The following is a 14,401-nucleotide window of genomic DNA, read 5'->3' as shown; positions in this document are numbered from 1 at the left end:
CTTATCACGACGAGAACCTTTACCTTTTGACGAGATCATTTTCCCATTTCATGATTTTATAATATTATAAAGCGCTCTCATGCAGCAGGCGTTGGAAGGGAGTGGGAAATAAAGCAAATTGTTGTTTAGACTCTAATTAACTATGTATGCTAAATCTCGAAAGGGGATATCGTATGGTGAATAAGAGGTGGTTCGGTTGGCTCGTTATAGGACTTCTATTTACTTTAATGACTTCCTGTTCTACGAATACAGACATGCATAGCGAATCGCAGGAGAATAGGCTGGAAAATGATCAACAAGATAACAAGGAGGAGCACTCGTCAGAACCGGTAACGATTAAAATCGCCATCGGTTGGGATGATCAAATTTTTGATTCCAGGTTTGGTGAAATAGACAAAAAATTAGACAATATTAACATTGAACGGATTCCTTTTGACACCACCTGGGGTGGTTTAGAAGAAATTTTTGCTTCTGGTGTTGTTCCGGATATCGTTGTTAGTATCCATTATGACACAATCAAGGAATTACTGGATGCCGATTTAATCTATCCGCTTGATGATCTGATCGCGAATAGCGATTTTAACCTGGAGGATCTTAATCCGGCTTTAGTTTCGTATGCCCGTTCCTATGACCCGGAAGGCAGATTGATAGGGATGCCGGATGGGGTAGGATTTAAGGCCTTTATTTTATAATAAGGAAATTTTCGATTTATTTGGAATCGAGTACCCGACCAAGGAAATAACTTGGTATGAGGCATTGGAGCTTGCTAAACAAATGACTGGAGAAAGAAACGGTCAGAAGTATACGGGATTGGTTTTTGATGAACCGAAAATCCCGTTAGAGCAATGGGCGGTTAATCCTGTCGATCCTGATACAGATGAGGTGTTATTGACGAAAGAACCTGCCTTTAGAAAATATTATGATTTAATGAGGCAATATTATAGTATTCCGGGCATTATGGATGTAGGAGTGGAGGGGAATTTATTTTATCAAGGATTTGCTGCAATGAATGCCGGATGGTCTGCTACTTTACTAGGCGATTGGGGCGATTTGGAAGGAAACAAGGGGAAAATCGAGATTGCACCTGTACCGACCTGGCCTGAACTTCCCGGTGTCCACCCTTATTTAACAACAACTCCAATGATGATTATGAAAGAAAGTAAGCATGTGAACGAAGCTTTTGCCGTCTTGCTGGAATATGTATCCGAAGAGAATCGGCTTAGAATATCTCGAAAGGCTGGAAGTGGCTCTGTTCTGCAAAACAAAGATGTATTAAGCCAATATGGGGCAGATGTCCCTAGTTACGTAGGGAAAAATGTGGATGCTTTTTACGAATGGACACCAGCAGAGCTAGAGAGGCAAAGTCAATGGGATCGATTGGTTGACTATAAAATAGATGATTTTGCGAAATCGGATGATGATGTGATTACTTTTTTACGGAAACTGCAAGAGGAGCTGGAAGTTAAGATTAAAGATGAGAAAGCTAAGCAGGAATAGTGACAAAGTGATACGCAAAGAAACGCCAATGCAATCGCTGGTGTAGCTCCGGGAATGAAGTGAGGTTGCTCAGCAAGATGTATGGGCACATGAATGACGAACATCGGAAAGCCGTATGAGGGAATTTTCCGTACGGTGGTTTGATGAGGAGGGGCAGAAACTCTCTGCCCTTCACTCTATATATGCAGAATCATTTATATATTATAAAATTATTCTCAACAGAGAAAGGGGCTGTACAGATGAAAACTGTAATGAGAATTTTCGGACTTTATATAGTAGTTGTAATACTATCAATCATATTATTCTACTTTTTAACTTCATTATTTAATCAAAACACAGATAATTTTATTCCTGTTATTCTACTACTTATTTCTCTTCAAGCATCACTTATGCTGGCTATACAAATAAATTCTTTATTGAACAATAAAAAGTGAATAGGTTCTTGCTGCTGAAGAAAGCCATCATCGGACGATTCAGTTGCCTCCGTTCCGCTCGAAAGCTACGATCCAATCCCCTTGAACGGCGGCATATCCCGAATCTCCCTCAATTATGAGTCCGTACAAGTTTCTAACATCCAAATATTCTTTTCGCTCGCCGTTTTCGAATTCCAGGGTAATGTAATAATAGGTGCGAGAAGAATGGCCAGGGTGTACATGACCATTTTCATGATGATGATGGTGCGACTGAGTACGTACTTCCATTCGTTTCGCCACTACCCGGGCAAATACGGATTCCCGCGGTGAACTTGCATTTTTGACGTAGCGGGCCCCATTCATCACGATTCCGATGAGAACGACGGCAAATACGACCACAACGAGTATCGGTATAATGGAGGACATCATTGAAAACCCCCCTCCAAACGATGGCCCCATATCGAACATATACTATTCCTCCATCATAGTTTGTCGCAAATCTCAATGGGGGGTGTAATATTCCTCTAATACCGGGTTATTCATCTTCGAGATGGCTCCGTTAGGAGCTTTTTTTACCACATAGGAATCTTTAAGTTCTTTACAGCATTAATACGATGAAAATATAGATTCTTATTGGCATAAAAAGCTTCCTCTAATACCGGGTTATTCATCTTCGAGATGGCTCCGTTAGGAGCTTTTTTTATAGCTTAAAATAGCTTTATATGTAATAATCAACAGAAACCCGAAGATCGAAAAGACGAATGCAAAACCAATGATGAATAAAGTTACATTTGTGTAGCTGCCGACTCCGGCGGGAATGGTGCCGTGCGGATTTAGAAAAAAGTACGGGTAAAATCCGTCAAATAATCCTCTGATTAAGGAAACGGCGCAGTAGAGAACCGGGAAGCCTAACCAATAAACAACGTATTTATAATGGTATGATTTCTTCTCTTCAAACATCATCCAGTTCAAAAGCACAAGCACCGGAATTAAGTAGTGCAGCGTGAAGTTTGTTATGATTCGAGGTCCGGTATAGGTTCCCCCGCTCGAGAGAAGAAAGTGGTAAGTCAGCAAGCCCACAAGGATATAGATAAGAGATGCATTTTTACAGAAATCCAGAAGCTTGCTTTCTGTTCTCTTGAACAGCATGGTCACAGCACTAACGGAAAATGTCAATGTAATGAATAGATTAGCATGAATTGTAAATTTGGTCATGGAAGCGAAGGGAGCAGGAGAATAAAGGATATGTAAGAGCACACTGATCAATCCGGTAAGAGCTATGAGAAGATGTAAGCTCACTTTCATATGTTTTCTTGTCCCCTTCGATAATAATCCGGCCATATTCTTTCCTCCTTACATGTCAATAGAATCGAACCGGGAAATCCCCGACGGTAATAAAATGTCTCTCATAATGAAAAACCTCCTAAAGAACCATTTGAAATCCAGTCTATTTTCGCGATACTACATATTGTAGTCTAGTGATCCAAAAGAAAAGGCGGATTATGAACTTCCACCTATGCTTATCAGGAGCAAGAAGACGCAAGATAGCAATAAAGGTCTGAACAACGCGATCGGCACTTTCACGGCCTTCTCAGGTTCCAGTATTTGCATGATCCTATAATCAATCGCCGTCTCTGTGAAATGAACCGCCGCCTTGCGCCGTTTTATCTTCCCCAATTGAACAAGCTTCAACAAAACATTGCCCAAGTGTAGTTCCGTGCCCATCTGTTTGATAACGAATCGATCCGCGAGCAGCTCTTTCATCGTTTTATAGAAACGGACTGAAGGTTGGATAATGGGTAAATATCCGAAGGCATCTGCGAACAGGGTGGACAAGAACATTTTGATATTGTCCCGTTTGCGGCAATGATACCATTCATGCAGCAAGACCGCATTGACTTCCATATCGTTAAAAAGCTTTAACACTCCTGTAGATACAACAATCTTTGGACGCAGCATGCCGATCGTCAGAGCAATAAAGGCATCGTCTTCCACCACAATCAATTCGGTTTTCCAACTGCGGTACTTATCATTGAACTGCTTCGTTAATTTGTGGTGAGCGCGGGAGCGGAAAAGCTTTATCCCTTTGCGCGTCAAATACCACTGTCTTGTGATTCGCCACAGGATTCGGACAAGTGTATAGCCGATGACGAGGTCGATCAAGATGCCGGAGATCCGTATTCCCTGCAAACTGAAGTCTCTAATTTGATTGGTCAGGAACAGACCCATCTGCATGGTAATGCTCAATACGAAAAAAACCATCAAAGCGTAAACCAGCCGCATTTTTACAACGGAGTTCATTGTTTCTTCCCACTTTTCATTTTTTAGGGAGGGGATGACCATAAATTATCCATTATTTTGGATTCGAGGGGTCCGAAGAAACGGTTCAACCCTTGCCCGTCCACATTCATTCTTTTAATGCTCATTTTATACTCACTTCCCGATACTACGTATTGTAGTATGGTTGCGGGGCGAATGTCAAATATATCAAAAAAGCCCAGCCGTTGTAACGACTGGACTTCGTATGAAGGCAAAGGTCCGGATCTTGCCGCTTCATCCTTTAACCGAACCGGCTGTCAGCCCTTTAACAAAGGACTTATAGCTAAAGAAGCCGAGCAAAACGGGGATGAGAACGACCATCGTACCGGCGGCCGACATTTTGCCCCAGAAATAACCTTGCTGTGTCATAAATTTGCTCATATAAACCGGCAGGGTCGCCGATTTTGTAGCGGTTGCGGTGACGGCGAAGAAAAACTCATTCCACGTCACAATAAATACCAGCAATGCCGAGGAGATGATGCCGTTTTTAATTAAAGGCAGCATTATCTTGAAGAATGTCCCTGTCTTCGAACAGCCGTCTATTGTAGCCGCTTCTATAATTTCGCCGGGAATCTCTTTGAAGTAGGTGGTACACATCCAAATCATTAAAGGAATTCCCGCACCCGTATTCAGCAAAATGAGAGCCAGCTTCGTATCCAGCATATTTAGTTTCGCCAATATAATATAGACCGGTGCAATAACGGCAACCGCCGGCAAAAAGATGGTCGTAATAAACCAAAAATAAAGATTATTCGCTTTTTTTATAGAGGAATAGACCAACGCGTAGGAACCCAGCACCCCCAAAATTGCGGATATAATAACCGTGCCGAAAGTAACCTGCACAGAGTTGAATAAATGTTTAAAAAAATCGGGAGTGACAACTGCCCGGTAGTTGTCCATTGTCGGTGTAAAAGCTAGTGATGGAACGGCGACCTGGCTTTCAAATTTGAAGCTGGACAATAACATGTACAGCATTGGAAAGAGCCACACTAAGACCACAGCATACGCTATTGTTGTCACCAGATTATTCTTAATACGCCTGCTCATTTTTTTCACCACCTAGACTAGGATGCTCATATATTCTTTGTATTCTTTTTCATCATAAATCCATAGAATCTTTGGACAACAATAAGCGTAAGCGCTACGGTAACTACGGCGATAGCGGCGGCGGTTCCCACATTCCAATCATAGAACAGCGCCTTATAGGAATAGTACGGCAGATTGCTTGACGAACTGCCCGGACCTCCGGATGTCGTTACATAGATTAACCCGAACACCTTCAAAATATTGATCAAGCCCAAGGTCATGGCAACATTGATATGATCTCTAATGAGAGGCAGTTGAATATGGGTTAACAGCTTCCAGCCTGTAGCCCCATCGATTTTGGCGCTTTCTATTATTTCAGACGGCATGTTCTGCAACCCGGCCATAATGATGAGAAAGAAGAAAGGGGTCCACTGCCATATGATTAGGATCATTATAGTAAGAAGCGCATACTTTCCGAAGAAATCTATCGGTTCTATCCCAAGAGCGTTGGAGATATAATAATTCAGTCCAAGCGACGGGTTCAGCATTAATGTTTTCCATATGATACCGACTACCGCTTCCATTACAAAATAAGGAATTACAAACAGCGTTCTTAACAGATTAACGCCCCTGAAGTTCCGGTTAAGCATCAAACCGAATAAAATGCCAAGCACAGTACAGATCGTTAAGGCAACGACGACAATCAATAAAGAATTAAATACTACTTGGTAGAACTGGCCGTCCGTTAATATTTTTTTATAATTGTCGATTCCGGCGAAATTAATGCCTAAATCGGGTCTCTTCACGTTCCAGTTAATAAATGAAAAAATAATGGTAAGGATAAATGGGATCTGTGTAACAATTCCAACTACAATAAGAGCTGGAAGAATTAATAATTTGCTTTTATCGCCCTTTGTACTCATTGTTCTTCTCCTCTGCAATTAATAAAATTACTGGTACGTTCTTGCAGCGTACCAGTAATTTTGGAGAATGTAGTTCTATCGTTACTTCGCGTATCCTCCCGAAACAGCTACATCGGTCAATATTTTTTGTCCTTCTTCCAATACGGCATCAATACTCTTCTGATCGACTAAATAGGATGCAAGCAATTGAGCGATTTGTTCACCCCAGGATGAATATTCGGCCATGTTTGGAATCGAATTTCCGGTATACGGCGTTTTATTAACAGAAGGATTACGAAAATCAACTTGTAAAATAGCTTTTTTGGTAATGTCCGCAACCGGACTGCGAATCGACCGCATCATCGTGATTGGCGGGATCGCCAAAAAATCGCCTTACATTATGCAAATGATGAGCGACGTATTAGGCCGGCCTATTATGATCAGTAAAGAAGATCAAGTCTGTGCCAAAGGGGCGGCGATATATACCGCAGTCGCGGCCGGTTTGTTCGCAAGCATCGAAGAAGCACAGCAAATTTATTGCGAACCCTATGAGGCGGATTATTATCCGAATCCCGACAAACAGCAGGACTACGCGATGAAATACAGGCAGTATATGAAGCTGGCTCAATCGATTGAGGAATTTCATAGATAATCATTAAATACTACAAAGGACGTGCATATGATGACCAACACTGAACAGTTATCTGTTCTGTCGCTGCGCAGCTTAGCCATTGATATGATAGAACAGGCCAATTCGGGACATCCCGGCATGCCCCTGGGCTGCGCCCCTATGGCGTATACGCTGTGGACCCGATTTATGAACCACAATCCGAACAATCCGGCCTGGTTCAACCGCGACCGCTTCGTTCTGTCAGCCGGTCACGGCTCGAGCCTGCTTTACAGTTTACTGCATCTTTCCGGCTATGCTGTATCTATGGAAGATTTAAAGCAATTCCGCCAGTGGCAGAGCAAGACGCCGGGTCATCCGGAATTTAGGCATACGCCAGGAGTCGAGGCGACTACGGGTCCTCTTGGTCAAGGCATGGCTACTGCTGTAGGTATCGCAATGGCAGAACAGCATCTCGCCGCCGTGTACAATCAACCTGGTTTGAGCGTTGTCGATCACTTTACGTATGTCATTTGCGGCGATGGAGATTTGATGGAAGGCGTCTCCTACGAAGCTGCCTCGCTTGCCGGACATTTGAAATTGGGCAAATTAATCGTGCTGTACGATTCCAACGATATCTCTTTGGATGGCGAGCTGAATATGTCGTTTTCCGAAGACGTAAAGCAAAGATTTGAAGCCCAAGGCTGGCAATATATCAAGGTAGCGGATGGGAATGATACTGAGCAAATTTCACGTGCTCTGGAGCTTGCCCAAGCTGATCTGACCAAGCCTGCGCTTATCGAAATCAAGACGACGATCGGTTACGGTTCGCCGAACAAAGCCGGCAAATCCGCTTCGCACGGCTCGCCGTTAGGTACCGAGGAAGCGAGATTGACGAAACAGGCATTGCAATGGACTCACGAGTCGCCGTTCCATGTTCCGGAGGAAGTGTACGCTCATTTCCATGAGGAAGTTGCCCTAAGAGGAATGAATCAAGAAAAAGCATGGCAGGAGCTGTGGGAAAAGTATGCTCTTGCTTATCCCGATCTGGCCAAGCAGCTTCAGGCGGTCATCGAAGATCGTTTCACACCCGATTGGGATGCAATCCTGCCCCAATATCCGTTCGGAAGCTCTGCGGCAAGCCGTGCCGTTTCCGAACAAATCATCAACGTGCTGGCTAAAGAGTTACCGAGCGTCATCGGCGGGTCCGCCGACCTTGCCAGCTCCAATAAAACAATGATCAAACATACAGAGCCGTTCCTGCCGCAATCCTATCACGGGAAAAACATTTGGTTCGGAGTCCGGGAGTTTGCCATGGGGGCCATACTCAACGGATTGGCTCTGCATGGCGGGTTAAAACCGTATGCCGGCACATTTTTTGTCTTCTCCGATTATTTGCGTCCGGCCATTCGTTTGGCAGCCCTTATGGGCTTGCCGGTTACCTATGTCTTTACACACGATAGTATTGCGGTGGGTGAGGATGGACCGACCCACGAGCCCATTGAACAGTTGGCCTCCTTGAGAGCGATGCCTAACCTGTCCGTCATTCGTCCGGCGGATGCCAACGAAACGAAAGCGGCCTGGAGATTAGCGATAGAATCCAAGGACACTCCAACTGCACTGGTGCTCAGCCGGCAAAATCTGCCTACGATGAAAGATACCCATCTGCTGGCTTATGAGGGGGTTTCCAAAGGGGCTTACGTGATCTCCAAAGGGAGATCGGATCGTCCGCAAGCTTTATTGCTGGCTACCGGCTCCGAGGTTCATCTTGCCGTACAGGTTCAACAAGCGCTAGCCGAAGAACAAATCGATGTAGCGGTTGTCAGCATGCCGTCTTGGGATCGCTTTGAGAAGCAAAGTGTAGAATATAAACATTCCGTCTTGCCCCCATCGGTTACCAAACGGGTTGCCATCGAGATGGCTTCCTCTCTCGGCTGGGAACGATATGTAGGCCATGAAGGCGATATTATTGCGATTGACCGATTCGGAGCTTCCGCTCCGGGAGACACGATAATCGAAAAGTACGGCTTCAACGTAAGCGAAATTGCCAAACGTGTGAAGAATCTGCTTGATGTTCCATTAAGTGTGGCGGTACAGTTGGAATTTAGTCAGAGCTTCCGAAATTGTGATCATCTATAAGAATTTCATAATCAAAAGCTGCAGACATGATGTCTGCAGCTTTTTTACCACATAGGAATCTTTAAGTTCTTTACAGCGTTAATACGATGAAAATATAGATTCCTATTGGCATAAAAAGCTTCCTCTAATACCGGGTTATTCGTCTTCGAAGAGGCTCCGTTAGGAGCTTTTTTTAGTGATATAGAATTTATAACTTTTGTATCATAAATTCTAATTATCACCTTAAGAAACGCACTCGTCTTTAAGACGGTGAAACCGTTTCTTCTGGTTTGAATTCATTTCTATCCTTTTAGTTTTTAGTGGAATATGAGACTCTCTTGGGAAGTGTGAAATCACTTAACTAGGGGGTTTTTTCATGTCTGGACGAAGCCAAGAAGAAGGATTGAAGGATTTAAAGCTGTTAGGGAATCAAAAAACACAGTATTCATTCGATTATGCACCGGAGGTGCTTGAGGCAGTCGATAATCTTCACGCGAATCGGGATTATTTTGTCAAATTTAATTGTCCCGAGTTCACCAGTTTATGCCCGCTGACCCATCAGCCCGATTTTGCCACGATGTACATTTCCTATATCCCGGATCAAAAAATTGTCGAGAGCAAATCGTTGAAATTGTATCTATTCAGCTTCCGCAATCATGGAGATTTCCATGAAGACTGCGTCAATATTATCATGAATGATCTGATCCAATTGCTTGATCCGCGGTACATCGAGGTTTGGGGCAAATTTACCCCAAGAGGCGGAATCTCCATCGATCCCTGGTGCAACTACGGGAGACCGGGAACAAAATATGAAGAGATGGCACAATATCGTTTAATGAACCATGATCTGTATCCTGAGAAAGTGGATAACCGATAGGGGCAAACGAAATGATCTTATACCTGAATGGCATTTTTACCGGTCTCTTGATTTTGGCCAATATTTTGGCTGTCAAAATTTTTAGCGTTGGGGAGTGGGCGATCCTGCCTGCGGCCGTCATCATTTATATTTTCACCTATCCGTTGATCGATGTGATTGTCGAGGTATATGGCAAGCAGGAAGCGCGCAGAACTGTGAAGGCGGGCTTGATCACACAAATTCTTGCGCTAGGTTTTATTGCGGTAGCGATTGCTTTGCCAGCCGCATCTACCTTTCAGGATCAAGCGTCATTTGAAACGATTTTAGGCGGGAGCTTTCGAGTGATCGCGGCGAGCTTAATATCCTATGTGATCAGCCAAAACCTGGATGTTTACGTATTTAACCACTTGAAAACAATCCATGGTTCCAAGAAGCTCTGGTTGCGGAACAACGCATCGACGATGCTGAGTCAGTTGATCGACACCACGATCTTTATCACGATTGCTTTTTATGGAACCATGCCTCTGTTTGTTCTTGGAAGCCTCATTGCGACACAATATGTTTTTAAATTCGTGGCGGCGATTTTGACGACTCCGCTGGTTTATTTGCTCGTCCATTTGATACGGTCGCGTGAATCCCAAAAGTAGTGAAATTACATGCTGACGAACAGCACAAACCGATTGATTCTCGTTTGATCCACTTATGAAATCGTTAATTCTAATATGGCAGGCGGTACAGAACTCGTATCTGAGTTTTTGTGCCTCCTGCCTATTTTTGTATAATGTGTGGCGTCTTCACTGGTCCAGTTAATGGAGAAGAGCGGCATCTTGACTGAACAGAGCACCTTATATCCCCGAATGAAAAACAACAATTGGTCACGAGTCAGGAAGTTACGCGGAGACTCCCTGAGAAAAATCGCCAGGATATGATACTTTGGCATTCCCCGATCAGATCTGTGATTGTGATTATGCCATCGGTAGCGAGCACTGAATTCTTTGAAGACTTTATGCAAAGGACAACTTTGCTTTTATAATTTCTTTAGAATTCACCCTTACAATAAAATTTGCACACGGAACATGGACGCAATCCGGTTGCAGATTATTGAAAGGGTGATTTTTGTGAAACCTGTTATTGCTCAGGAACGCATTCCTATTCTCGACATCGCCAGAGGGGTGGCAATTCTGGGCATCCTTCTCGTCAACATGGCGTTTTATTCCAATTCCTTACAAGCGATTCAGTTTCAGATCGAGCTTTGGCCGGATTTCTGGAACAAGGCAGCGAATAAGTTTCTTGAAATATTCGTTAACGGCAAGTTCATCGCCGTGTTTTCCTTCCTGTTCGGTTATGGCATGATAGTGTTGAAAGACCGTACGGTGACCAAAGGCAGGCGTTTCGTGCCGCTGTATTTACGAAGGCTGCTTGCCCTGTTCCTTTTTGGATGGATTCATGGATGGTTTATCTGGTTTGGGGATATTCTTCTCCACTATGCCTTGCTTGGGTTTGTTCTCCTGCTGTTCCATAAATGCAAACCAAGAACGCTGCTAGTTTGGGCGGTCCTGCTGATCTTGCTCATCCCAGTTCTGCTCCTGGCCACTGGAGCGGAAGGAACGGGAACTCCGCAATTAAGTCCTGAATTCAAGCAGTACGTCGATCAAATGATTGAGCGGGATCAGATGATTTATGGCACCGGCACTTATGGGGAAATTCAGAAGCAGCGCGTGTGGGATTGGAATATTTCGCTGGGCAACCAGTTCCTGTTTTACCCGCAGCTTCTTGGCTTATTTCTGCTGGGTGCTTCCTTCGCCAAGTTTAGACTGCTTCATGATGTAGCCGTCTATCATCGTGTATGGATCCGGATTTGTCTCTGGTCCGGAGCAATCGGACTTGTGTCTACGTTGCTGCCGATCGGACTGGAGCAAGTCGGGGCCCATTCGGGGCTCATCAATCAATTGAATGTCATTAGGCACTTGATTGGCAGTCCATTGCTCGGCTTGTTCTACATTGCAATTCTTGCCTTGCTGGTCCGAAAGCAAGCATGGGAGAGAGCCTTGCGGCCATTAGCGAATGTCGGTCGTATGGCTTTCACCAACTATATTATGCAGTCCGTCCTGTGCACCCTGATCTTCTACAGCTACGGTTTGGGCTGGTATGGGAAACTCAACGTGCTGGAAGGTATGCTCTTGTCCGCAGCTATATTTATCGGCCAAATGGTGATCAGCGCCCTCTGGCTGCGGATATTCCAAATGGGTCCGCTGGAGTGGATCTGGAGGATGCTCACTTATTTATCGATTTCACCGATTCGGAAGAAGAGGTCGGGTGCTGAACTTTCAGGATAATTTGCACATAAGCCCCGCCCTCGGGGAGATTTCCGGCAGCAACGCTTCCCCCGTGCTTTTCCGCCAATGTTTTGACGATATACAGTCCAATGCCGGCATGACCTTTGGCTGTGGACCGCGAAGGATCTCCTTGATAAAATTTATCGAACAGATAGCGCAGGTCTGCCTCAGTAAACCCTGGACCGGAATCGGCTGTTTCAATCACGGCGGTTTCCGGTCCGATGTTTATCCGCCAACGAATCCGTCCGCCCTCAGGCGTGAACCGGATGCTGTTGGCGATCACATTGTCCATCATTTGCTCCAAACGATGGACATCGGCATCGATTCTCCCGACATGATCATCCGACATATGAAATGCGGCTTCAAATTCAATCCGTTTAGCCGCGCACATCAACTGGTATTCCTCGGCTTTTTCCCGACAGAAGGCAGCCAAATCAACCGGCTGTTTCTTCAGCCTAAAATCCGGCTGATCGATTTCCGACACCAGATTCATATCGTCCAGCAATCGGACGGCCCGGCTTGTGCTTTTGCGAATCGTATGCAAATATTTGTCCAGCCTTTCGGCTTGCTTGTCTTTACTCTCCAGCAGATTGTCGACATGGCCTTGGATAATAGTCAAAGGTGTGCGAAGATCATGCGCAATCGCCGCCACCATATCTCGGCGCTCCTGATCCATCTGCCACTGTGCCGTCAGGGAAGTATGAAGCGCCCGACGCATGTCCTCGAAAGCGCTGGCCAGCTGTGTTAATTCCTTCGATCCGCCAACGTCGGACAAGGCAAAGTCAAGGTCGTTCTGGCGAATCCGTTCGGCTCCATCGATCAGCTTCGCGATTGGCGGCTCCAACCGCTTGCCTATTCTGCGGGCGAACAGAATGGTAAACAACAGAATAAACAGGAAGGGAGCGGCCATGTTCCCGAATACAAACAAGAGAAGCTTCGCGTTTACCGGCTGATTGCTGTATAACAGGCTTAGAGCATATCGGAGCACGAAGACGCCAGATAACCGATCCTCCTGATCTAAAATGGGAAAATAACGAATAAAGTAACCGTCCACTTGCTCGGAAGTGTTCAGCTTGCGTGCGATATCCCCAGGTTCGGACAGCAAGCGGCGGCCTTCCCATCCATAAACAATCTGGCCTGATAAATCAACCACTTGGTAGTCTATCCCTTCTAACGGAATGATCTGCTCCAATTGTGGCTTGAACGATGGGGAGAGCAGCTTGTCATGATTCCGATTGGCAAACTGTATGATCTGCGGAATTTTCTGTTCGTAATAATTAGCCGGACGAAGGAAACCATCTTCATTGGAGAGGAGATAATAGAGGCTTGCCCCCCATGTGGCCGCCGTACATACCAGGCTGAGCACAAGCGTAAGGATCAGGGCAAAGATAAATTGCTTGCGAAACGATGAGTTCCTCTTCACGACTGCCCACCCCACTTATAGCCGACACCCCATACGGTGGAAATATAGCTTTGATCTGGTGCTACCTCGGTGAATTTCGCCCGGATTTTTTTAACGTGTTCAGTGACGGTACTCGAATCTCCTTCTGCGTCGAAGCCCCATACTTTTTCATAAATTTGCTCCCTGGAGAAAACCTGCTGCGGATGCATCAGCAAAAATTGGACGATTTCAAACTCGCGAACCGTTAATGGCACTTGGTGATTCCGAATAAAGACTTGGTAGCTCCCTGCATCCAATGTCAATTCGCCATAATGAATAATCGAGCGGTCCTGGTGCGAACCGTTTCTCTGCTCACGCCGCAAATGTGCGCGAATGCGGGCTTTCATCTCTTTCATGCTGAATGGCTTGAGCATATAGTCATCCCCGCCGACCATCAGGCCTTTAATCCGATCCTCTTCGCTCTGCCTGGCACTCAGAAATAGAATCGGACAAGCGACAAGTCCGCGGATGGCCCGGCATACTTCCCATCCGTCCAGCCCTGGCATCATCACGTCGAGTATGATCAGATCCGGTTGTGCTCCTAACTGCTCAAATACCTGATCCCCATCGTAAGCTGTTATCACTTCATAATCTTCGTCGGTCAATGCGTCTTGTAGAAACTCCACGATTTCCGGTTCATCATCGACAATCAGTATTTTTTCCTTCATCGTTTTCCCCTCAATATCGTCATTCTGGTGTATAGCTCGTAACCATGATTATGGGCATTATAGCATACCTCTACTTTTCTTAAAAAAGGAGGCTAGTAGAGACAACATTAATTCTATTGTGCCTTGTTTCTAAGCGAAGGGGATACCGACAAAAAGGTGTCCGGGCCCACATTTCTATAAAAAAATGGAAAGGGGTTGCAAGATGCATCTTAAAATGT

At 45.1% G+C, this 14,401-nt stretch carries 15 protein-coding genes and 1 pseudogene; 8 read left to right on the top strand and 8 right to left on the bottom strand.

All coding sequences use genetic code 11. The features are described from left to right. Positions 1-173 precede the first annotated feature (173 nt). Together ACFQ03_RS14830 and ACFQ03_RS14825 are read left to right on the top strand one after the other, a co-directional pair. The gene (locus ACFQ03_RS14830; protein ID WP_379289080.1) at positions 174-692 is read left to right on the top strand and encodes a hypothetical protein; all 519 of its coding nucleotides are present in this window, start codon (positions 174-176) and stop codon (positions 690-692) included. 7 nt (positions 693-699) lie between these two features. Beyond that, positions 700-1,497 carry an extracellular solute-binding protein gene (locus ACFQ03_RS14825; RefSeq protein WP_379289114.1) on the top strand — a complete coding sequence of 266 codons (798 nt, stop codon included), beginning with the start codon at positions 700-702 and terminating at the stop codon, positions 1,495-1,497. A gap of 473 nt (positions 1,498-1,970) precedes the next feature. Here ACFQ03_RS14825 and ACFQ03_RS14820 read toward each other — a convergent pair whose 3' ends face one another. From ACFQ03_RS14820 to ACFQ03_RS14795, 6 genes are all read right to left on the bottom strand, one after another. Next, entirely contained in the window at positions 1,971-2,378 is a 408-nt protein-coding gene (locus tag ACFQ03_RS14820) for a DUF2500 domain-containing protein (protein ID WP_379289078.1), read from the bottom strand. 219 nt (positions 2,379-2,597) lie between these two features. Beyond that, a complete protein-coding gene (locus ACFQ03_RS14815; protein ID WP_379289076.1) occupies positions 2,598-3,251 on the bottom strand; it encodes a Pr6Pr family membrane protein in 654 nt (217 codons plus the stop codon). Between the two features lie 159 nt (positions 3,252-3,410). Continuing rightward, the gene (locus ACFQ03_RS14810; RefSeq protein WP_379289074.1) at positions 3,411-4,211 is read right to left on the bottom strand and encodes a M56 family metallopeptidase; all 801 of its coding nucleotides are present in this window, start codon (positions 4,209-4,211) and stop codon (positions 3,411-3,413) included. A gap of 252 nt (positions 4,212-4,463) precedes the next feature. After that, positions 4,464-5,276, bottom strand: a complete 813-nt coding sequence (locus tag ACFQ03_RS14805; protein ID WP_379289072.1) for a carbohydrate ABC transporter permease — start codon at positions 5,274-5,276, stop codon at positions 4,464-4,466. A 26-nt stretch (positions 5,277-5,302) separates the two neighbouring features. Next, a complete protein-coding gene (locus tag ACFQ03_RS14800) occupies positions 5,303-6,178 on the bottom strand; it encodes a carbohydrate ABC transporter permease (RefSeq protein WP_379289070.1) in 876 nt (291 codons plus the stop codon). 81 nt (positions 6,179-6,259) lie between these two features. Continuing rightward, the gene (locus ACFQ03_RS14795) at positions 6,260-6,403 is read right to left on the bottom strand and encodes a hypothetical protein (protein WP_379289068.1); all 144 of its coding nucleotides are present in this window, start codon (positions 6,401-6,403) and stop codon (positions 6,260-6,262) included. Here ACFQ03_RS14795 and ACFQ03_RS14790 point away from each other — a divergent pair. The 6 genes and pseudogenes from ACFQ03_RS14790 to ACFQ03_RS14765 all read left to right on the top strand — a co-directional run bounded on the left by ACFQ03_RS14790 (position 6,402) and on the right by ACFQ03_RS14765 (position 12,074). Then, positions 6,402-6,809: an FGGY-family carbohydrate kinase gene (locus tag ACFQ03_RS14790; protein ID WP_379289066.1), complete on the top strand. Its 408-nt coding sequence runs from the start codon at positions 6,402-6,404 to the stop codon at positions 6,807-6,809. The genes ACFQ03_RS14795 and ACFQ03_RS14790 overlap by 2 nt on opposite strands. Positions 6,810-6,836: 27 nt before the next feature. Continuing rightward, positions 6,837-8,903 (top strand): transketolase, encoded by a 2,067-nt coding sequence (gene tkt, locus ACFQ03_RS14785; RefSeq protein WP_379289064.1) that lies wholly within the window; start codon positions 6,837-6,839, stop codon positions 8,901-8,903. Between the two features lie 355 nt (positions 8,904-9,258). Then, on the top strand, positions 9,259-9,759 hold the full coding sequence (gene queF / locus ACFQ03_RS14780; protein ID WP_379289062.1) for a preQ(1) synthase: 501 nt from the start codon (positions 9,259-9,261) through the stop codon (positions 9,757-9,759). 11 nt (positions 9,760-9,770) lie between these two features. Beyond that, on the top strand, positions 9,771-10,385 hold the full coding sequence (locus ACFQ03_RS14775; protein WP_379289060.1) for a queuosine precursor transporter: 615 nt from the start codon (positions 9,771-9,773) through the stop codon (positions 10,383-10,385). 147 nt (positions 10,386-10,532) lie between these two features. Further along, positions 10,533-10,651: pseudogene (locus ACFQ03_RS14770) on the top strand (PadR family transcriptional regulator); the annotation flags it as partial. A gap of 205 nt (positions 10,652-10,856) precedes the next feature. Continuing rightward, positions 10,857-12,074 (top strand): DUF418 domain-containing protein, encoded by a 1,218-nt coding sequence (locus ACFQ03_RS14765; protein WP_379289058.1) that lies wholly within the window; start codon positions 10,857-10,859, stop codon positions 12,072-12,074. Here the strand turns inward: ACFQ03_RS14765 and ACFQ03_RS14760 are convergent. Both ACFQ03_RS14760 and ACFQ03_RS14755 read right to left on the bottom strand, forming a co-directional pair. After that, the gene (locus tag ACFQ03_RS14760) at positions 12,013-13,497 is read right to left on the bottom strand and encodes a sensor histidine kinase (protein ID WP_379289056.1); all 1,485 of its coding nucleotides are present in this window, start codon (positions 13,495-13,497) and stop codon (positions 12,013-12,015) included. The genes ACFQ03_RS14765 and ACFQ03_RS14760 overlap by 62 nt on opposite strands. Next, positions 13,494-14,183: a response regulator transcription factor gene (locus ACFQ03_RS14755; RefSeq protein WP_379289054.1), complete on the bottom strand. Its 690-nt coding sequence runs from the start codon at positions 14,181-14,183 to the stop codon at positions 13,494-13,496. Before ACFQ03_RS14755 ends, ACFQ03_RS14760 begins: the two co-directional genes overlap by 4 nt. Positions 14,184-14,401: the final 218 nt, after the last annotated feature.

Origin of the sequence: Paenibacillus residui, assembly GCF_042677205.1 — a bacterium.
GTDB lineage: Bacteria > Bacillota > Bacilli > Paenibacillales > NBRC-103111 > Paenibacillus_L > Paenibacillus_L residui.
The sequence above is the reverse complement of the archived record's forward strand: the minus strand, read 5'-3'. Positions and strand labels throughout refer to the sequence as shown.

Bases quoted from the DNA above. Each gene is read 5' to 3' on its own strand.
- ACFQ03_RS14830 (WP_379289080.1), top strand. From the start codon at position 174: ATGGTGAATAAGAGGTGGTTCGGTTGGCTCGTTATAGGACTTCTATTT.
- ACFQ03_RS14820 (WP_379289078.1), bottom strand. From the start codon at position 2,378: ATGTTCGATATGGGGCCATCGTTTGGAGGGGGGTTTTCAATGATGTCC.
- ACFQ03_RS14815 (WP_379289076.1), bottom strand. From the start codon at position 3,251: ATGGCCGGATTATTATCGAAGGGGACAAGAAAACATATGAAAGTGAGC.
- ACFQ03_RS14810 (WP_379289074.1), bottom strand. From the start codon at position 4,211: ATGAACTCCGTTGTAAAAATGCGGCTGGTTTACGCTTTGATGGTTTTT.
- ACFQ03_RS14805 (WP_379289072.1), bottom strand. From the start codon at position 5,276: ATGAGCAGGCGTATTAAGAATAATCTGGTGACAACAATAGCGTATGCT.
- ACFQ03_RS14800 (WP_379289070.1), bottom strand. From the start codon at position 6,178: ATGAGTACAAAGGGCGATAAAAGCAAATTATTAATTCTTCCAGCTCTT.
- ACFQ03_RS14790 (WP_379289066.1), top strand. From the start codon at position 6,402: ATGTTTGGAATCGAATTTCCGGTATACGGCGTTTTATTAACAGAAGGA.
- ACFQ03_RS14795 (WP_379289068.1), bottom strand. From the start codon at position 6,403: ATGGCCGAATATTCATCCTGGGGTGAACAAATCGCTCAATTGCTTGCA.
- tkt (WP_379289064.1), top strand. From the start codon at position 6,837: ATGATGACCAACACTGAACAGTTATCTGTTCTGTCGCTGCGCAGCTTA.
- queF (WP_379289062.1), top strand. From the start codon at position 9,259: ATGTCTGGACGAAGCCAAGAAGAAGGATTGAAGGATTTAAAGCTGTTA.
- ACFQ03_RS14775 (WP_379289060.1), top strand. From the start codon at position 9,771: ATGATCTTATACCTGAATGGCATTTTTACCGGTCTCTTGATTTTGGCC.
- ACFQ03_RS14755 (WP_379289054.1), bottom strand. From the start codon at position 14,183: ATGAAGGAAAAAATACTGATTGTCGATGATGAACCGGAAATCGTGGAG.